Annotated in this window: 18 protein-coding genes and 1 tRNA gene; 9 read left to right on the top strand and 10 right to left on the bottom strand. The window is 49.7% G+C overall.

Going from position 1 to position 18914, the window contains the following annotated elements:
• The first annotated feature begins 360 nt into the window (after positions 1–360).
• Entirely contained in the window at positions 361–558 is a 198-nt protein-coding gene (locus tag QN379_RS11410) for a hypothetical protein (protein ID WP_322239513.1), read from the top strand.
• Positions 559–624: 66 nt separating this feature from the next.
• On the opposite strand, the gene QN379_RS11405 is transcribed toward QN379_RS11410, so the two are convergent.
• From QN379_RS11405 to QN379_RS11375, 7 genes are all read right to left on the bottom strand, one after another.
• Positions 625–1698, bottom strand: a complete 1074-nt coding sequence (locus tag QN379_RS11405) for a P1 family peptidase (RefSeq protein WP_323506677.1) — start codon at positions 1696–1698, stop codon at positions 625–627.
• Positions 1698–2582: a glutathione ABC transporter permease GsiD gene (gsiD, locus tag QN379_RS11400; RefSeq protein WP_322240723.1), complete on the bottom strand. Its 885-nt coding sequence runs from the start codon at positions 2580–2582 to the stop codon at positions 1698–1700. The genes QN379_RS11405 and gsiD overlap by 1 nt, the downstream gene beginning before the upstream one ends.
• A gap of 53 nt (positions 2583–2635) precedes the next feature.
• Positions 2636–3556, bottom strand: coding sequence for a glutathione ABC transporter permease GsiC (gene gsiC / locus QN379_RS11395; protein WP_322239516.1), 921 nt, complete (start codon positions 3554–3556; stop codon positions 2636–2638).
• 260 nt (positions 3557–3816) lie between these two features.
• Positions 3817–5385, bottom strand: a complete 1569-nt coding sequence (gene gsiB / locus QN379_RS11390; RefSeq protein WP_322239518.1) for a glutathione ABC transporter substrate-binding protein GsiB — start codon at positions 5383–5385, stop codon at positions 3817–3819.
• Between the two features lie 193 nt (positions 5386–5578).
• A complete protein-coding gene (locus QN379_RS11385; RefSeq protein WP_322240726.1) occupies positions 5579–7489 on the bottom strand; it encodes a dipeptide ABC transporter ATP-binding protein in 1911 nt (636 codons plus the stop codon).
• Between the two features lie 26 nt (positions 7490–7515).
• The gene (locus tag QN379_RS11380; protein ID WP_322239520.1) at positions 7516–8529 is read right to left on the bottom strand and encodes an isoaspartyl peptidase/L-asparaginase; all 1014 of its coding nucleotides are present in this window, start codon (positions 8527–8529) and stop codon (positions 7516–7518) included.
• Entirely contained in the window at positions 8526–9629 is a 1104-nt protein-coding gene (locus QN379_RS11375; RefSeq protein WP_322239522.1) for a MurR/RpiR family transcriptional regulator, read from the bottom strand. Before QN379_RS11375 ends, QN379_RS11380 begins: the two co-directional genes overlap by 4 nt.
• 144 nt (positions 9630–9773) lie before the next feature.
• Here QN379_RS11375 and QN379_RS11370 point away from each other — a divergent pair, with 144 nt between their 5' ends.
• Together QN379_RS11370 and QN379_RS11365 are read left to right on the top strand one after the other, a co-directional pair.
• A complete protein-coding gene (locus QN379_RS11370) occupies positions 9774–10421 on the top strand; it encodes a hypothetical protein (protein WP_322239523.1) in 648 nt (215 codons plus the stop codon).
• A 323-nt stretch (positions 10422–10744) separates the two neighbouring features.
• Positions 10745–10820 (top strand) — tRNA-Lys (locus QN379_RS11365).
• 749 nt (positions 10821–11569) lie between these two features.
• On the opposite strand, the gene QN379_RS11360 is transcribed toward QN379_RS11365, so the two are convergent.
• Entirely contained in the window at positions 11570–12214 is a 645-nt protein-coding gene (locus QN379_RS11360) for a LysE family translocator (protein WP_322239525.1), read from the bottom strand.
• Between the two features lie 686 nt (positions 12215–12900).
• On the opposite strand from QN379_RS11360, the gene QN379_RS11355 reads away from it, so the two are divergent.
• On the top strand, positions 12901–13971 hold the full coding sequence (locus QN379_RS11355; RefSeq protein WP_322239527.1) for a flavodoxin family protein: 1071 nt from the start codon (positions 12901–12903) through the stop codon (positions 13969–13971).
• A 447-nt stretch (positions 13972–14418) separates the two neighbouring features.
• Positions 14419–14748, top strand: coding sequence for a hypothetical protein (locus QN379_RS11350; protein WP_322239529.1), 330 nt, complete (start codon positions 14419–14421; stop codon positions 14746–14748).
• A gap of 321 nt (positions 14749–15069) precedes the next feature.
• Here QN379_RS11350 and QN379_RS11345 read toward each other — a convergent pair whose 3' ends face one another.
• Complete coding sequence (locus QN379_RS11345) at positions 15070–15438, bottom strand: DUF2784 domain-containing protein (protein ID WP_322239531.1); 369 nt, start codon at positions 15436–15438, stop codon at positions 15070–15072.
• 415 nt (positions 15439–15853) lie between these two features.
• On the opposite strand from QN379_RS11345, the gene QN379_RS11340 reads away from it, so the two are divergent.
• Positions 15854–15922: a VOC family protein gene (locus QN379_RS11340; protein ID WP_323506680.1), complete on the top strand. Its 69-nt coding sequence runs from the start codon at positions 15854–15856 to the stop codon at positions 15920–15922.
• 430 nt (positions 15923–16352) lie between these two features.
• On the opposite strand, the gene QN379_RS11335 is transcribed toward QN379_RS11340, so the two are convergent.
• Positions 16353–16625, bottom strand: a complete 273-nt coding sequence (locus QN379_RS11335; RefSeq protein ID WP_322239534.1) for a hypothetical protein — start codon at positions 16623–16625, stop codon at positions 16353–16355.
• Between the two features lie 631 nt (positions 16626–17256).
• Between QN379_RS11335 and QN379_RS11330 the strand changes: the two genes are divergently transcribed.
• From QN379_RS11330 to QN379_RS23685, 3 genes are all read left to right on the top strand, one after another.
• A complete protein-coding gene (locus QN379_RS11330; protein WP_322239535.1) occupies positions 17257–17886 on the top strand; it encodes a PEP-CTERM sorting domain-containing protein in 630 nt (209 codons plus the stop codon).
• 245 nt (positions 17887–18131) lie between these two features.
• On the top strand, positions 18132–18386 hold the full coding sequence (locus QN379_RS11325; RefSeq protein WP_322239538.1) for a type II toxin-antitoxin system HicA family toxin: 255 nt from the start codon (positions 18132–18134) through the stop codon (positions 18384–18386).
• Positions 18387–18603: 217 nt separating this feature from the next.
• Positions 18604–18720, top strand: coding sequence for a toxin-antitoxin system HicB family antitoxin (locus tag QN379_RS23685; protein ID WP_322239540.1), 117 nt, complete (start codon positions 18604–18606; stop codon positions 18718–18720).
• Positions 18721–18914 lie beyond the last annotated feature (194 nt).

Raw genomic sequence — 18914 nt, 5'->3', positions numbered from 1 at the left:
TCTTAATTAGGTCTTCTATTGCGATGGTTTGAGTCGTCTGTAGCTGAAACGGTTGCGGCTCCGCGGGTGCTTGTCAGGGATTAGCCCGGCGGGCTTCCTCGCCGAGAAAGTGCAACGATAAGGACACGGCTCTTTCGGGTTGTTGTATCAAATACAGTCGTCGTTAATTATTGCGGTTGCCGCTCCGTGGGTGCTAGTCGGGGGTAGCCCGACAGCTAGTTACTTTTTCTTGCTTGGCTCGGCGCCCCCCACCAAGAAAAAGTAACCAAAAAGAAGGCGACCGCAACTGACGCTGCCCTTCGGATTCCCAAGCATTTCAGCCGCCAGCCGGGTTGAAAGACCAACTCGCTGCGCTCAAACATGTCTTCCAACAATTCCCGACTGACAGCTGAAATACTTGGCAGCGTCCATGACGGGGTAGGTCAACTTCAACTTCAACTTCAACGGCAACGGCAACTTCAGCTTCAAGAACAACCGCAACTTCAAAAGTGGCTGCGCCTGCAAGGTCAAGAGCAACGTCAACTGTGGCTGCGCCTGCAACTGCAACTGCCTAAATAGTTGATGTGATTTAGTTTTGTACCGATCTCATCTACAAGCGTTATATGTTAATACGTCTTAATTGAATTAATTACGTTTAGTAGTATCGTCACCAGACGCCGCCACATCCCGCAACGATCTGCGCAGATGACCGTCCCGCCCTTCCACTGTTTCAGCTGCAAACAAGGCATTAACTATCGCTTGTTCAGTGCTCTCAGCCACGGCCTGAAACAACGGATCAAGCACGCTATCGTGCAGCGTTGTCCATTGTTGTGTCGCGCAATCGGGACGGTATGAAACCGTTTGCGCGGTCGAGAACGCTAGCGCTAGGTCGCCGCTGCCGTGTCCGTAGTTGGAGCCGGCGCGACCAAGACCGATACCGCAGCGCGTGGCTAGACGTCTTAACTGACGTGCATCCAGCGGTGCATCGGTTGCGATAATCATGATAATTGAACCCATTTCCGGCGCGTCGTTTAGAGGCAACCAAGGATGGGCCAAATTGAGTTGATGCAGTTGTTCGCCGATGTTGATGCCGGCCAGTGTCAACTCAGGGAGTTTGCCGAAGTTCGCCAATACTAATGCGCCGACACAATATTGTTGACCATTAGCGCCGCCAATGTTGGCGTAGCGCGATGCAGAGCCGATGCCGCCTTTCAAGTCAAAGCAGGACATGCCACGGCCTGCACCCACGGAACCTTGTAAAAATATCGGTTCTGCGGCGTTCAATGCATGCTGGTAATGCTCGGTAGTGACCGCCATCGCCTGAATATCGTTGAGGTAGCCATCATTACATTCAAATACCAACGGATTGAGAGTGGGATCAGCGCGCCCGATTTCGGGATTCGTTTTGATCGCTGAGATGATCTGTGCGGTGGCGACCGTGCCTACCGACAGCGTATTGGTCAACGCAATCGGCGTCTCCAGCACGCCTAGTTCCTGCAACTGTACCAAGCCGATACTTTTGCCAAAACCATTGAATACCACGGCTGCGGCAGGCACTTTGTCGCGGAACGGGTCACCGTCGTGGGGGCGGATGACTGTCACGCCGGTCTGTATCGCACCTTGCATCAAAGTGACGTGACCAACAGTGACGCCAGCCACATCGCTGATCGCATTGTTGGGGCCGGCAGCGAGCGAGCCGATGATAGGAATGGATAGCATCAGCGACGATCGATCTTAGGGTCCAAAGCATCCCGCAGACCATCTCCTAGCAGATTAAATGCTAGCACCGTAAAGAAAATTGCCAGACTCGGGAAGATCGCAATATGTGGCGCTGTCATCATGTCGGCACGTGCCTCATTGAGCATCGCGCCCCACTCCGGCATCGGCGGCTGTGCGCCCATACCAAGGAAAGACAGACTCGCTGCGGTAATAATCGAGGTACCGATACGCATCGTGAAATATACCACCACAGCCGACACCGTACCGGGAAAAATATGCCGCAAGATAATCGTGCGATCATTCGCGCCAATACTGCGCACCGCCTCAATAAAAGTCAGATGCTTCAATACCAGCGTATTGCCGCGTACCAGGCGGGCAAAGGTGGGAATGCTGAAAATAGCCACCGCGAAGATGACGTTCGACATACCGCTACCCAAGATCGCAACGATACCGATGGCCAGCAAAATGCCGGGGAAAGCGAACAATACGTCGCAGATACGCATAATGATGCGATCGGCCCAGCCTTCATAATAGCCCGCGATCAGACCGAAAAATGTACCCACGATTGCGCCCACCGCCACCGATGAAAATCCTGCGGCAAGAGAAATCCGCGTACCCATCAATATACGGCTAAAAATATCGCGGCCCAGAGAGTCGACACCGAACCAGTGCGCCAGCGATGGACCGGCATTTAGTGCATCATAATCAAAATAGTTTTCTGCGTCATAGGGCACCAAATACGGTGCTGCTATTGCCAACACGATCAAAAACAATACGAAGCAACCGGCTGCGACGGCCAGATGTTGCTTCTTGAACTTGCGCCAGAACTCACTCCATGGTGTCCGAATAGAAGTGGGAAGCGGGGCTAAGACAGCAGCCACAATAGCGGCACTGCGGACGGATGGAAGATCGCTGGTTGGGTTCGACACGGCCGGCCTCACTTGTAACGGATGCTCGGATTGATGACGGCATACAACATGTCAACGATCAGATTAATAAAGATGAATTCGAGCGAGAACAACAGAATCTCCGCCTGAATAACCGGATAGTCACGCATATCAACCGCGTCAATCAGCAGCCGCCCCATGCCCGGCCAGTTAAAGACCATTTCCACCACGATAGAACCGCCCAGCAAAAAGCCGAATTGCAGGCCCATCATCGTCACGACCGGAATCAGCGAATTGCGCAAACAATGTTTAAGAACGACAACAGTTTCAGAAAGTCCCTTGGCTCGTGCGGTTCTCACAAAATCTTCTTGCAGAATCTCTACAAAAGATGCACGGGTAAAACGCGCCATCACCGCAGCGACTGCCGCGCCAAGGGTTAGCGACGGCAAGATATAGTGACGCCAACTATCTGCACCAATCGTCGGCAACCAGCCAAGCTTGACCGAAAACAGTTCCATCAACAGCATGCCAAGTGCAAACGCCGGGAATGAAATCCCAGACACTGCCAATGTCATGCCTAGTCGATCAGGCCATTTATTGCGCCATACCGCAGAGACGATGCCAATGAACAAACCAAAGAATACCGCCCACACCATGCTGGTCACCGTCAGCAAGAACGTAGGCCAAAACCGCTCCGCAATCTCCTGACTCACCGCACGCTTGGTACGTAGCGAATGTCCGAAGTCACCCCGCAAGGCATTGCCGAAATAATTCAAAAATTGCTGATGAATCGGCTTATCCAGACCAAGATCGTGACGAATCATCTGCACCGTCTGGAGATCCGCTTCGGGTCCCGCAACCAGACGCGCAGGATCGCCCGGTAACAAATGGACGAACATAAACACCATGACCGCAACAATCAGCAAGGTCGGTATCAGGCCCATCAGGCGTTTTAATACATAAGGAAACATGGCACGTTCTGGTAAATGGTGAATCTGCAATTTCTACAGAGCCAGCCGGGATGAGTGATGTTGCATGATGTTGCGTTATTTTTTTGCACTATCTGGCGAGCGGTCTTGCAGCCGCAATATGGCATTAGCGGCATTAGCAACTTTTACGGCATTACTCCAAGTCTGCGACCACCCCATCGCCTTTTCCTGCTGGTACAACTTTATTTGATGGGAGTGAATGATGTGTTTTTATTCCATTCATTCCCATCAGCAAGTGACGACTATTTCAATTCTATTTCGTCGAAATTGAACGATCCATCAGGCATCACAAACATACCGCTCAGATTTTTGCTTCGTGCGTACAGCAATTTTTCAGTCACGAGGAAAGCCCAAGGTGCATCCTTCCAGATTTCAGTCTGCGCATCTTTGTAAAGAGCAGTTTTTTGCGCACGGTCAGTGGTAGTGAGCGCATTGGCGATATCAGCATCCACCTTGACGCTCTTGTAATAGGCGGTATTGAACAACTTAGGTGGGAACGATTCCGACGCTAATAATGGACGCAAGCCCCAATCCGCCTCGCCAGTAGACGACGACCAACCTGTGTAATACATCCGTACCGGCGCCGTGGCGGGATTCGGTGAACTTTCCACCTTCTCCACACGTTGTCCGGCTTCCAGTGCCATGACCTTCACTTTGATACCAACCTGCGCCAACTGCTGCTGAACAAACTGAATGATTTTCTGCGCTGTTGTGTGGTTATAGGCTGACCACAACTCCGTTTCGAAACCGTTCGGATATCCCGCTTCAGAAAGTAATTGCTTGGCTTTTTTAATGTCGTAAGGCCAAGGACCGGTTTTCAAGGCGTAATCGACGCCTTGTGGCAACACGCCATCTTGCGGCACGGCATAGCCATTAAAGGCAACTTTTACCAGCGCTTGTTTATTGATCGCGTAATTGATCGCTTCGCGTACTTTTGGGTTATCAAACGGCTTTTGTTGCGTGTTCATCGAAATGTAACGTTGCACAATCGATGGCGAAGAAATCAAATCCAAATTGGTCTTGCTCTTCAGCAAATCAGCTTGTTCATAAGGCAGTGGAAACGCAAACTGTGCCTCGCCGGTTTGCATAATCGCGCTGCGGGTATTGTTATCGATGACCGGCTTCCAGGTAATGCTATCAATCTTCGGATAACCTTTTTTCCAATAGCCGTCAAACTTGGTCACTTTCAAATAATCGGTTTGCTTCCATTCCACAAATTTGAAAGGGCCAGTACCGACCGGATGGAAAGCAATTTCCTTGTTACCGTATTGCTTCAAAGCAGTCGGTGAAATCATCGCGGCAGAAGAATGTGCCAGCGTATTGATAAATGGCGAGAAAGGTTCTTTCAACGTGATCTTGGCTTCGTAGTCATTGACAACATCGACCTTAACAATCCGATTGAACAGATTAAACCGTTTAAGTTTATTATCCGGATTGATCACCCGTTCGAGCGACATTTTGACCGCATCTGCCTTGAAATCAGTACCGTCCTGAAACTTCACATTTTTGCGCAGGCGGATGGTGTACACCAAACCGTCTTTGCTAACGTCATAACCTTCTGCCAGCACATTCACCAATTTCAAATCTTTATCAAAGCCAAACAAACCTTGATAAAACGACTTAATCACTGCTTGTGACAACGTATCATTACTATCATATGGGTCCATCGTAGTGAACGTCGACGCGACTGCCAGCGTGACATCTTTGGCGGCAAAAGCCTGCCCCGCTGCAAGTTGTGCTGCCAGTGCGACTGCGGTGCTGACTAGCACTTTGCCGATCGGTTTTCCATAAAAATGTCGCGCTGAAAGCATGTTATTTCCCCTGGTTCAGATTTAATTCAAGATTGGTTAGGCAGATACAAATGACTATTAAAGCAAAAAAAACAAGAAAAATAGTGGACGAATCACGCCCCAGAATTAAGCGCAGAATTGACGCCTTATTCATTCGCTAGTGCAGCTAAGAAAGTAACGCACTCGAGGCGATTTTGCATAAGTTGCATCCTATTTAAAAAGCGCCACCTACCTTATGCATAGCCACAAAGTGTCCCGGGCCAACTTGCCTCAACGGCTCAACCAACGGCAGATCGCCGACTGCACGAATGGGACTAGGAATTTCATCCTGCTGCAACGCGCGTTTCCGATGACGCTGAGTTGGATCAGCGACCGGCACGGCAGCCATTAACTTGCGGGTATAAGGATGCTGCGGATTTTCAAAGATTGCACGGCGCGGACCAATCTCCACAATTTGTCCGAGATACATGACCGCCACCCGATGACTGACGCGCTCCACCACAGCCATATCATGTGAAATAAAGATGAACGAAATACCTAATTCTTGCTGCAAATCCAGCAGCAAATTCACAATCTGCGCCTGTATCGACACATCCAGTGCCGAGACTGATTCGTCCGCAATCACTATCTTGGGATTCAGTGCTAACGCACGCGCGATACAAATGCGCTGACGCTGACCGCCAGAGAATTCATGCGGATAGCGCTGTGCATGTTCCGGCAGCAAACCTACCCGCTCCAGCAAATACGCCACCCTGTCTTGTGCGCCTTTTGCCATGCCATGCACCAACAGCGGTTCCATGATGGAGTATCCCACCGTTAAGCGTGGATCAAGGGAGGCGAACGGGTCTTGGAAAATAAATTGAATCTCACGCCGCAGCGAACGCAATTCCGAGCGCGGCAAAGTCGCCAGATCACGACCACCAAACTCCACGCTTCCGCTGGTGATATCCACCAGTCTCAACAACGAACGTCCAGTGGTCGATTTGCCACAGCCCGACTCGCCAACCAACGCCAATGTCTCACCCGGATAGAGATCAAAACTAATTTGTTCGACCGCATGCACGCGCTGCCTAACGCGACTGAAAATACCGCTTTTTATATCGAAGCGCGTCGTCAAATTGCGTACTTTTAGCAACGGCTGTTGCGTCGGATCTGCACCGGGAATCGACCGGACCAACTGCGCTGCATCGGCCAGGTCCACGCTCATCGACGGTACAGTTCCAGCGATGGCAATTCGCTCCGGCAAGTCGGTCCCTTGCATTGCACCAAGACGCGGCACTGCCGCCAGCAACGCACGCGTATAGGCATGCTGCGGTGCTGCAAAAATCCCGTGTACGACCCCTTCTTCGACCTTTTCACCCTGACGCATGACAACTACCCGGTCTGCGATTTCTGCAACGACGCCCATATCGTGGGTGATGAACATCACGGCCATTTGCATTTCATCCTGCAAAGCGCGGATTAGTTGCAATATCTGGGCCTGAATCGTCACGTCCAGCGCCGTAGTTGGCTCATCCGCAATCAACAGTGACGGCTTGCAAGATAGCGCCATCGCGATCATTACGCGTTGGCGCATTCCGCCAGATAATTGATGTGGATGCCGATCCAGCATCCGCCGTGCTTCTGGAATCCGCACGATCTCCAGCATACGTAATGCTTCAGCGCGTGCAGCAGAAAAGTCCTTGCCCTGATGCAGTCGAATCGACTCAGCGATTTGCTCACCCACCGTAAACACGGGATTAAGTGACGTCATCGGCTCCTGAAAAATCATCGCGATTTCTGCACCACGGATGTGCCGCATCGTATTTTGATCGGCGCTTGCCAGATCAATGGCGCTGCCATTACGACGGTGAAACATCATCCGACTGGTGTTGGATATCTTGCCGCCACCATAATCAATCAAGCGCATAATCGCTTGTGAAGACACTGACTTACCGGAGCCCGATTCACCCACAATCGCCAATGTTTCCCCCGCATCAACATGGAATGATAGCCCTCGCACTGCTTCGACCGACCGCTCCGAGGTCACAAAACTGACCCCAAGCTGATCCACGGTCAACACACGGCGCGCAACTGGATTGCGCAACTCTTCAGACGCTGGCACTTGGTGCGCTGATTGGGTCATGGTCGTCATGGTGGTCATGATCCGCGTCATTGGCTATCTGACTTATAAATTGCCGTCAGCGGCGATTCGCCGACTCTTGCGACGCCGCGATACATACCTTCAGTATTAAAAGGAAACGTCACATTACCTTTTGCATCGATAGCAATTAACCCGCCACGACCGTTATAACGCGGCAACAATTCCATCACCACCTGTTCGGCCGCATCTTTTAGCGATAGTCCCGCATACGCCATCCGCGCTGAAATATCATACGCGGCGACAGTACGCATAAAGGCTTCGCCCGTTCCGGTAGCCGAAATAGCCGCCGTACGATTGTTGGCGTAACAACCCGCTCCAATGAGCGGCGTATCGCCCACCCGGCCTATACGTTTATTTGTAATCCCGCCAGTCGATGTCGCCGCCGCCAAGTTACCGTGCGAATCAAGCGCTACCGCCCCAACTGTTCCAAATTTATTATCCGGATCGATGGGCGCAATCTCGGCAGCAGCGTTGCCAGCAGCTTCGCTAGTCGCATCATGATCCAACAACATCATGCCGCCCTGATTACGCGCACGTAGCCACTGCGCATGACGCGCTTCGGTATGAAAATAAGCAGCATCGACAACCGCAACACCATAATCCGCCACAAAACTTTCTGCACCCGCACCCACCAACAAGATGTGTTCGCTATGCTCCATCACGGCACGTGCCGCCAATATCGGATTGCGCAGATGGGAAACATTGGCAACCGCACCGGCAGCCAACGTCGCGCCATCCATAATCGCTGCATCCAATTCGTGCGTTCCTGCGGACGTGTAGACCGCCCCTTTGCCGGCATTGAACAGCGGGCAATCTTCCAACATACTGACCGCAGTAGCAACGGCATCTATTGCGCTGCCGCCATCCGCCAATATTTTTTGACCAGCGCGAAGGATGTCATTCAAAACTTGGTGATACGCCCGCTCTTGCTCGGTATTCATCGCGCTGCGCAAAATCGTACCCGCACCACCGTGGATGGCGATCGTCGCGGAGATGGCTGAAGTTGAAATTGCGGTTGTCACGTTAGCTCAGCCTTTTTGGGAAGTGATTTGATTTTTCCTGTCTTAGTAACAGGTAATTTAGTAGCAGCCGACTTAGCACCGGCAGACTTAGTATCCGCAGACTCATCAGCGGCTACTTTTAGCAGCGACGATTTCTTATTGGTTTTGCTGGCCTTCACAACTGGCTTACTTTGTTCAGCGTCAGACTTTTCCTGCCAGTCCGGATAATGCAACCAAGGCAGCACAAATTCAGTCATTTTCGATGCAGCATGGACGGAGCGATCCGCCCGATGCGCAACCGCGTCGCAGGTTGCCTGAATCAGCGCCAGCGCCGCAGCATCCGAAGTTGGCGACAATTGACGCTCGGTCTGCGCATACAACGTCACATCGGCCAACGGCACCAACGGCGAAGTTGGCACATCGGTAAACGCCAGCAACTGCGCGCCGCGCTCCTTCGCCAGCGTTGCCAGCGTGATCGTATCCGAGACATAACGCGGGAAAGCCATCGCAATCACCAGATCGCGTTGATCCACTTTAAAAAACTGACGCGCTGTCTGCGACGGGCCGCCTGGCCCAGCCACCGACAACACATTGCGACAATACGGCTCCAATCCATGCGCCGTGATACCGGCCAGATGCGCACTTGCCCCAAACCCAAGCACAAAAATGCGCTCCGCCTTGAGTATCATGCTGACCGCCCGATCACACAGTTCCGGCACCAGCGCCCGCTTGGTCGCCTCCAGATTCTGAATATCCGCAGCCAGCGCATTCGCCATGATTTCTGCACTAGTCGCCGCCCGCCCAACCTGATCGCGCAGCTTTTCAACCGGTGCTAACGACGATGCAAAATCCAATACCAACGCCGCCCGAAACGCGGGATAGCCATCAAACCCAAGAGCATGCGCAAAACGATTTGCCGTCGCCAGAGAAAAGCCAACAACGTCAGCCAGTTCATCAATGGTCATCGTCGCCGCCCGAAAGACATTCGCCAAGACGTAATCAGCAGCCTTCCGGTGCGCCTTTGACAGCTCGGGATAAACTTTGCCTATACGCTGGGCAACGGCGCTATGACGTTGCCATGCATTTGCAGTGTGATGTTGCACCCGATATCTCGCTCTCATTATTAAGTTATGTAAATATATTCTCAAAACATTTTTATGTAAAGAAAATTTATTTTCATTTTTAAAGCGTTAAAAATTGCACAGAACTATGCAAAAAATAGGTGATTTCATGCTTAAATACACAATATTGCGTATAAACAAGAAATGCAAAAAAATGCACCGCTGAGGCATAACCTGAAGAGTAAAAGTAGAGAAAAGACAGAGCAAAGGCAAAATATGCGCAGCCACGTAACAGGAAAAATCATCAGCTTTGCTTTAGCGCTCGGCGTCGTTAGCGCCCTATTTTGGGTGATGTCGACATCAATAAATTTACCGCAAAAAGACAAACCACAGCCATCGCCGCAAACCACCGACACTCCGAGCAAAGCTAGCCTCGCTCCAAATAATCCTCCAAATCGAGAGCCAAACCAAACAATCCAATCCGATCAGCAGAACCAAATATACAAATGCAGAACCAACAATCGGGCAAGCTACTCGGATCAAAAATGCGGCGATACGCAAAGAACGACCACCGTTAACATCCACGAAACAAGCGGCGGATTTATCAGCCCAGATCCACACACCATCGCGGACACACGCGCAAAAATAAGAACAGAAATGCAGCAGCCAGGTGCAACCGCCATCGTCTCTGACTCAACGACGAATAATCCTCCTTATGAATGCACGTATCTTGCTGCGGAAATTAACGCGATTGACGCTGCGTCGAGAGAACGTCATACAGGACAAGAGCAACAGCGACTTCGGTTGAGACGAGAAGAGGTGAGGACGCGGGAGTTTCGTTTGGGATGTTGAGGTGTGTGATTCACGCACACTCGTTTCACATTCCTAAAACAAAATCGTCGCGATAATTTTGCGCATGAATCCGCTCTTTGGGCGTTGCAAAATAAACTGCAAACTCTTACAAAAGTAAAGTTTTGTCTGCAATTTTAGCCAAGCGCTTCGCTTGCAGAAATGTATAAAGAATATCGGCCCAAAGCGCACTAAAAAGTAACGGAGCCTGACCGATTAAACGCCCTCTAAGCGCTTGCTCTTTGATTATTTTAAAGAGACTAAGCCAGAAAAAAACAGAAGCACTAGTACAAATATTGAACAGAGGATATAATTCCACCCCTGTTGGGGCGTTAGCTCAGTTGGTAGAGCAGCGGACTCTTAATCCGTAGGTCGTGTGTTCGAATCACACACGCCCCACCAAGCTACATAAGGCTCTCCGAGATATAGCGGGAACCTTTTCATTTTTTGTGGTGGGGGAAATTTTGTCTAATCTTCTCAATCGCAGCCTTAAGCGAGTCATTCGCAAGGTGCGCATACCGCTTTGTACTGCTTGCAGACTTAAATCCCAATACAGCGCCGACAGTATATTCCCCGAAAGATGGAAGGCTCGGACGAATGTAAATTTATCTAACCGTCTGTTGATATCCTATTCTGAATCTTGCATGATTTTCTCTCCTTGGGATCAACTTACTGCGTAACGTGAGTGATTTTTATGGAATGGGCGGGGACAAATTATTAAAAAAGTGATCACCGTGTTTACCTAACACACACAAAATCGAACAAAATGTTTCCAAGGAAGGAAATTTCAAGGTCTGTGTACTCCTAACCGATCACATAGCTCATAACGGTTTGTCGCCAGAACAGGCGGAACAAATCGCCCAACAGATGGCGCTTGGGCCGGACTACTTTAAGGGGTATATGGTATCGACTGAGGTGAATCGTATAGGCAGAAGTGATCCGTCCATCGTTGAAGCGCTTGGTTAGAAACTGGAGTTAGCGCCCTTTCCGTCGACGCCGAATGTCATTTGATATTTTAATCAACTGCCTGCTTTCGACCCGAAGCGGTCTTTCGACTTGCCGGAAACGAGTAACTCAATATTTACGTAAAAAAACTACCTTCGTTTGTGTGAAGTTGAGAATCTACGTGACTAATCGCTTGATAAATACCTTTAAGTAGGGCGCCGTATAAAGGCCAGAATCAGGCCAAATACGATCAACATTGCACCACTTATAAGATTGAACCATCGAAATCTTCGAGCGTTATTCGTCAACGTTCCGAGCCGTGCGCCGATACCCGCATAAATGGCAATGGCTAACAATTCAAACAATAAGAACGTCGTACCGAGTATAAAAAAGCTAGTCGCGTATGCCGAACGATCAACAAATTGCGGGAAAAATGCGGTAAAAATTAGAATTGCCTTTGGATTTCCCGCTGCGACGAGAAATTCTTGTTTCGCAAGTCGCCGTAGCTTGTCCCTTGGAAGCTCGGCGTCGAACTGAGTTTCTTTAACTGAATCTGATAGGTGAACGGGTACAGAGCGGAGCATTTTTACGCCGAGCCATACGAGGTAAGCTGCACCACCAAATTTCAATAAAGTGAAAAGTGTTTCTGATGCAATCAGAAGCGCTCCTAAACCAAAGCCGGAGATTGATATCATCCCAGCAAAGGCGAGCAATCTTCCAAATGCCGCAAGTATTGAATAGCGGACGCCATCACGAGCACCATTGGATAAGGACAGTACGTTATTTGGGCCGAATGCCATATTTAGAGCAAAGCAGGCAGGAAGAAAGAGCCAGTAATTTTGAAACGACATTTTATTCACCTCTCTTTAGCTAACTGTATTACCGTTGTTAGCCGATTGTACGCATTTGGTAACTGGCGGTTTAGACCCGAAGCGCATGTTCGGACATTCTGGAGAACGGTCATGTATCGTCGGGTGCAAAAGTGTCAACCTATTTCAGGACGGAAGCCCACAAAAAAAAGCCCGCATGACCTTTCGGTTGCGGGCTGAATCCAAACCTTTGCGGTGTTGGAGGAGACAGCTAAACTTTAACACAAAAATGGTGCGGTGCAATATGGTAAAAATACGGTAGTGCCAATTGCCTAACCATAACGCGGACTATGCGGGGCGCTGTTTCAATCTGGCGTGGGGTACAAATACCCTAAAAATGGCGATGGGCCTTTTAGAATTATGATTTATTCTAGATCGAAAAAAACAACAATGCGTATAAAAAACTGCAACAATTCATTTCCTTGTCGCAAATAATATTAAAAAATCCATTGATTCAGATTGCTTTTCACCTTTGCTGACACTACGATAAATCAAATGCGTGCGGATTCTGCAACCCAAGACGAGCGCGTGTAAGTCTGCAATCAATGATTCAGAGAACGATAGACGAATGATTGCTCTGATCGTCCTATTTCTTGATACAGCATCGCTTAGCGAGGCTTTTCACTGCACTAAAACCGCCCGCTCCCACACCCGATCTGGAGATTATTGTGACGGAACCACGCAAAGGCCAAGCGCCTGCAGTGTTAAAAAGAGATGAGTTTCACCTTGAATTTCGTCGCTCTTTTATTGATCCCACGTTTGATGTGGTGAAGTCGGAAATCGATAAAGTCGAGCAAGTGGCGTGGGAAAACTATATCAATGGCAACAAATCACCCATCACTGCAAAGGCGGGTCCCGAATTTGAGGACCCTGATTATGATCTGTCGGTGGAGTGGAAGGCGACCCGCGATGCTTTGATTGAAGCGGAGGATCGACAAAAGAATCCTGCGACGAAATCGCGGGTTTTGTTGATTTGTGGTTCTGCGCGCAATGACGGCAGTTGTCCTGGCGAGATATCCAAAAGTTTTCGGCTAGTTAAGTACGCTACCGAGACGTTGGAAGCACGCGGTATTGAGGTGGATTTGCTGGATCTGAGTCTGCTCATTTCGGACTATGACAAGCATATTTATCCTTGCAAAGCCTGTGCTTCTACAGCGATGCCGTTGTGTCATTGGCCGTGCAGTTGTTATCCCAATCATGGTCAGCGGCAGACCAATGACTGGATGGCGGATATCTACGAAAAATGGGTGTCGGCGCATGCGATCATTATTGTGACCCCGGTTTATTGGTATCAGACGCCGTCGGTGTTGAAACTAATGATAGACCGGTTGGTGTGTGCTGATGGTGGCAATCCCGATCCGACCACAACGTCGGGCAAAGATGCGAAGAAAGCCAAGGATCTGGAGTTGAAAGGATGGCCGTATCCGAAGCATCTGGCGGGCCGTGGTTATGGTCTGGTGGTGCATGGTGACGTGGCGGGGATTGAGGGCGTGCGGCGCGGATTGTCGGATTGGCTGGATTGGATGGGCCTGATTGATGCGGGTGCATCGTCGCGGCTGGACCGGTTTATCGGCTATTACGAATCGTATGCAGAAAGCCATGAGGTTTTGGACCGTGACCTGGCGGTGCAACAAGAGGTGCGTAACGTTGCCAGCGCTGTGGCGAATGCGGTGGTCAAAATAAGGGAGGGGAATTTTACGCCGCCGGATGCGGATTTGAAGCGCCCTAGGCCTAAATAGGGTTGGCTTTATTGGACGGCGTTTGCAGCTTACAAACGATTCAGCGGAATCTTGCTCTAAAAGTTTGCGCTTGATGGATATATCCGCTATCGTCTGCTGGTCTCCGAGAAAAAGGAGAACGGGTTTGATCGCTCGACAATGTACAAGGCGCACAACGGCGCAATGCCGTTTTTTTGTGCGACTTTCCTTCGCTCGTCCTTAATGGGCGGTGGTGGTGGGGATACCTTCGGGTATGCCGGTATCCTTGTACGCCGGTCGATCAACCTTATCATTTACCGCCCACCCCGTTTGATCGCGGGGCGCGGTCTAACCGTACAAGGAATCAATAATGTCTAGTACCGTCACATTTACTACCCCCCACTTACAAATCACGCCACGCCTTGCCCACCAAGCCAGCGCCCGTTTCATTCAAACGATTGCCGCTAACATTATTGGGAGGATCCAATCATGAGCGATCCGAGCATGAATGATCCGTCATCGTCTCCAAAACCAGAGTCATTGCATCAAGCGTTTTCATGGTTACCGGCCCGCCATCAATCAGATGAGCCTGCGCAGTTTTATGCCATGACAAAGGATGTCTGCGAAGGTATTCAGACCTGTGTCGATTTGGCCCATTTCAGCATCATGGACAGAGATAGTGATACGACGCCAATGCTGAATGTGGACGACACGGATGGGTTGCTGTGCTTGGCGATAACGTCGTCTCAGATGCTGGCGCACATTGCTTCTCTGCGGATTGATGGGTTGGATGTGTGTGCGCGTAAGAGGCGTCAATAATCCTGCTTTAAAGTGGCCAGTCTCACCGCACGTGCTCTGATTTTTTTAAGCATTTCGAAAAAAAAGAAATTCACAAACCGCAAGCAACATTGGCCTCAGATCAGCGGACTGGGCTGATCTCGGCTTGATGATACCAAGGTGAAGCAACTGCTCACCTTGGGTTTGGTCGGCTTGCGCCATCTATTTATCGGTGATTTCTGGCGCAATAACTAGATCAGTCCAGCGTATTGTTGATTTGGGTAATTTCGCAATATACTGATCTGTCGCGCCAAGAGCACGCGCCGGATCAGCAATTTTCTTAGCACAGCGACTGCGCAAGCATCATCGCGGCTTATTGCGGGTGATGAAAAGCCAGCCATAGATGCCGAGATTGACAATTATGACGACACAAGCCAGTAATAACTGGATGTCTCTGGATAAACCGGCGGGATAGATAATCGCCAGGAAATAATGTTCGACGAAGTCACCCGCATAGCCCGATTGACCAGCTTTGACGCGCAGGAAATTCTCGATATAGGTAAGAGGACAAATGCGCCCCGTAAGCTCTACAAAAAATCCCCATGCAACGGCTGGCAAATGCGCGACGATGAGCCAACGCCAGCGCACCACTAACGCGGCTCCGAGAAGGACGAACGCGATAAAAGTGAGATGAAATAGCAGTACTGCGTCGGCGGCTAGTCGATAGAGCATGATCTCAATGGCACGCGGTGGGCGGCCAAACCTTTTATAAATAACACTGTAAACACACATTTATCTATGACACCACGATCTGGCGTGTAATTTGCCCGCGTCGGCGAATTTATGCGAAAGACGTTTGTGTCACCTTCATAAAACGTTGAATGGGAATGCATTTGACATCTTAGCGCCATCCTTTAGTTTAGTTGCAATCTATGCAGCCACTCAGGTTGACGATGCACTATTTTTTGATCCGGTTGAGGACTTCGCTTCGTTGGCTGAGCAGAAATAGGCTAGGCTCAGGCAACATTGGGCGAGCGCACCGTATAGGTCAGATGGATAACTCAGGCAATTTAAACCTGCATCGTCAAAGTTAGCAAGATGCGTCAGATAGCTGCGCGGTACGCCCCAACAACAAGTGAGGTAAAACATGCTGGATCACATTTTTGTTTCGGTCAGCGACATGCAGCAATCAATCGCGTTCTACGAAAAACACTGATACCACTTGGCATTAGCCACGTGATTGACTACGACGGGGCCAAGGGACCTGCGGGCCATCCTGACCTGAAAGGCTTTGGCCGCGACGGCCGTGTATTCTTCTGGCTGCGGCACGGTACTGCAGATGCCCGCGCAATCCATGTCGGCTTTGTCGCCGATAGCGAACCGGTAGTGGATACGTTCTATGCTGCAGCCATCGCAGCAGGTGCTACCGATAACGGCAAACCTGGCGCTCGCCTCTACTACGACCCGCGCTACTACGCTGCTAACGTTTTCGATCCCGATGGTTACAGCCTTGAGGCGGTGTACAAGAGCTGGCAACACCCGTAGTCATGAGAGAGAATCCTCAATGACTACGAACTTGTGCGTTATGGCGTGATTAGCCCATTGAAGAGCACCGTATTGATGCTCTTGTGATGACGAGGTTACGGTTAATACACCAATGAGGCCGCAAACTCAAGTGCGCTTCTAAACTGAGGGCGGCTCTTATAAGTGAGTGCGGCGTAGAGTTTCAGTCTGTGCTTAAAAGCCTTCCGATTCGTCACCGCATTGCTACTTGAGACGATAGAAAAATAATCGCACGCCTCGTTGACGACGGCCTCCATTTCGCGGTCAACGTTTTGTCCTGAATCCGCCTGAGTGGCCAATTGCTGCACTTGAGAAACATAGAGTTTGATCAAACTTTCATCACGAGACGCTTGCATTCGCTACTCCAATAAAAAAATGTAATCGATCCTACGACTCTGTACCCACTTGTCGAGTGAGACAGCAAGTTAAGACATCTCTCAACAGAAACAGTTATCATTTTAACATTATTTATTTATATACAACGTGTTTAATATTGAAATTATCGGTCTACGGAATAATTGAGAGCTTTGAAGTGAACATTCCTCGAAACGCGAGAGCGGTCACGGATTTAGTTATTTTAGCTATGCACACAATGATGATGATCAGGAATTCTCTCTCGACGGATCACTTGGGATGGAAGCCCCACGGCTACGAATCGACAGTAATCTTCCAATAAGTTGATGCATCAGCAGCGATGCCCTGGTCGATGGTACGTTCCAATTTAGTTGGCAATCCTGTTCGCAATGATCAGCGTCCATCCAGCAGATTTCTTGGGCGCAGGATTCGGTAGTTTTGGTCTGGATCATGCGCTCACACAAAATCAGAAAAAGAAAACGGCTAACAGTAAGTCGATATTCTTTACAGCTACAACCTTTTTTGACAGGGGTTGCGCGTAAGTATCTGATTGTTATATCAATAATTTTTAGGCATCTTTATTGCTTATCTAACTCCGATAGTATTAATTTTTACTTGACCATAAAACTAAAAATGAAACTTTCCCACCTGACTTTCCTCGCCGCCGCATTATTTAGTCTTGCCGCCGTGTCAAATAACGCGATTGCGGCCGCGATAACCTCGTTAAGCGGTACCGCGGTTACTATCCCTGTCACTCAGACGTCGAGCGCAGGCCCGATTGCGGTCACGCCCAACATTACATGGTCCAGTACGACCGCGTATTCGGTATTTGGCTACAATGCCAGTTATGGATTTGGAAACAATGGAAACTGGAACGCAAATCTTTCAATGGTCGGTTCGAATTCAGCCAGTGATACGATGACATTTTCATTCCTGGCACCGGTAGCCGGTTTTGGCGGCTTCCTGAACTACGCTCCTGGTTATGGCCCAACGGCCATTTCAACGTACGATGCGATGAATACTCTCTTGGAATCTACCCTACTGACATTTACAACTAATGGCTCGACTAATTCTGGCGAATTTTTAGGCTTTCTCGATACAACAGCAGATATCAGCTCTTTTACATTACAGGGTGCATACATTGGCGGGGCGAACTTTATCGTGGTGGATGGAGACGTTCCTGAGCCGGCTTCCTTAGCACTTTTGAGCTTGGGCTTGTTAGGTTTTGGCTTGGCGCATAAGCGTAGACAATCAGTCGCTTAGATTGCGTAATCCTTCTGCGTGAAGGCTTACCAGATTGGAAGCAGAATGAAGTGTCGACGTTGCCTGGCAATGTTGCATTGCCGTTTATTGTTAAAAAATATTATTAGAAACGCTGCCTGAAGTTTCTGAAACTCCCAACCAGTAAACGCCAATTTCTTACTCGTCCCCGGGGAGCCATTGTTACGGCATCTCGCAGCGTTTTAAAGATAACAGGTCTGCAATCACAATGTGCTATCAATTAGCGCATGAAAGCAAAACACCGAAGAACGTTACAAGCGGTATTTACCAAACCAACCTTGCCGTTTATTATTTTTTCTGACATGGAAGCGCTAATCATTGCGGTCGGAGGCGAAGTGCGCGAAAGCGAAGGGTCTCGCGTTGTGTTTGAATTAAATGGCAAACGCCTATATCCCCACCGTCCACACCCCGGTAAAGAAGCCAAGCATTATCAAGTTGAAGAACTCCGTGAGTTGCTTACTTCACAAGGAATCACACCATGAACAATGCAATGATTTATAACGGTTACACCGCCCGTATAGAGTTTGATCCACGCGACAATATTTTTGTGGGCCGCGTGCTGGGCATCACCGACAGCATCAGCTTTCACGGCGAAACGGTCACAGAGCTCAATGCTAATTTTCATCAGGCGATTGCGCATTATTGTGCCGATTGCAAAGCCACTGGTCGCCCCCCGAAAAACCAGCGTCCGGTAAACTCATGCTGCGCGTGCCGCCAGAAGTGCATGCTTCTGCTAGCATTGCCGCACAAGCATCCGGCAAGAGTCTGAATCAATGGGCCAGTGAAGCATTGGCACGGGCTGCGCACGCTCTATAGCGTGAATGCCAAGTGCCCATCTAATCGGCATAAGCTACGATCTGCGCACCAACTCTTATTGGATTTAAGTACGGACGATCACACCTTGATTTAGAGACCCGTTACTAAAACACTGCCCGTAGGTCGACATCTGCTCACGACCGATGCACCTATTTTTTGTATAAACAAAAAATACCTGACCTAAAGAATTTTTG

Source organism: Glaciimonas sp. Gout2, from assembly GCF_035018905.1.
In the GTDB taxonomy this organism is placed as follows: Bacteria; Pseudomonadota; Gammaproteobacteria; order Burkholderiales; family Burkholderiaceae_D; genus Glaciimonas.
The sequence above is the reverse complement of the archived record's forward strand: the minus strand, read 5'-3'. Positions and strand labels throughout refer to the sequence as shown.

Bases quoted from the DNA above. Each gene is read 5' to 3' on its own strand.
- QN379_RS11410 (WP_322239513.1), top strand. From the start codon at position 361: ATGTCTTCCAACAATTCCCGACTGACAGCTGAAATACTTGGCAGCGTC.
- gsiB (WP_322239518.1), bottom strand. From the start codon at position 5,385: ATGCTTTCAGCGCGACATTTTTATGGAAAACCGATCGGCAAAGTGCTA.
- QN379_RS11350 (WP_322239529.1), top strand. From the start codon at position 14,419: ATGAGCGATCCGAGCATGAATGATCCGTCATCGTCTCCAAAACCAGAG.
- QN379_RS11345 (WP_322239531.1), bottom strand. From the start codon at position 15,438: ATGCTCTATCGACTAGCCGCCGACGCAGTACTGCTATTTCATCTCACT.
- QN379_RS11375 (WP_322239522.1), bottom strand. From the start codon at position 9,629: ATGAGAGCGAGATATCGGGTGCAACATCACACTGCAAATGCATGGCAA.
- QN379_RS11405 (WP_323506677.1), bottom strand. From the start codon at position 1,698: ATGCTATCCATTCCTATCATCGGCTCGCTCGCTGCCGGCCCCAACAAT.
- gsiC (WP_322239516.1), bottom strand. From the start codon at position 3,556: ATGTTTCCTTATGTATTAAAACGCCTGATGGGCCTGATACCGACCTTG.
- QN379_RS23685 (WP_322239540.1), top strand. From the start codon at position 18,604: ATGCTGCGCGTGCCGCCAGAAGTGCATGCTTCTGCTAGCATTGCCGCA.
- QN379_RS11330 (WP_322239535.1), top strand. From the start codon at position 17,257: ATGAAACTTTCCCACCTGACTTTCCTCGCCGCCGCATTATTTAGTCTT.
- QN379_RS11325 (WP_322239538.1), top strand. From the start codon at position 18,132: ATGAAAGCAAAACACCGAAGAACGTTACAAGCGGTATTTACCAAACCA.
- QN379_RS11335 (WP_322239534.1), bottom strand. From the start codon at position 16,625: ATGCAAGCGTCTCGTGATGAAAGTTTGATCAAACTCTATGTTTCTCAA.
- QN379_RS11370 (WP_322239523.1), top strand. From the start codon at position 9,774: ATGCAAAAAAATGCACCGCTGAGGCATAACCTGAAGAGTAAAAGTAGA.
- QN379_RS11360 (WP_322239525.1), bottom strand. From the start codon at position 12,214: ATGTCGTTTCAAAATTACTGGCTCTTTCTTCCTGCCTGCTTTGCTCTA.
- QN379_RS11385 (WP_322240726.1), bottom strand. From the start codon at position 7,489: ATGACCCAATCAGCGCACCAAGTGCCAGCGTCTGAAGAGTTGCGCAAT.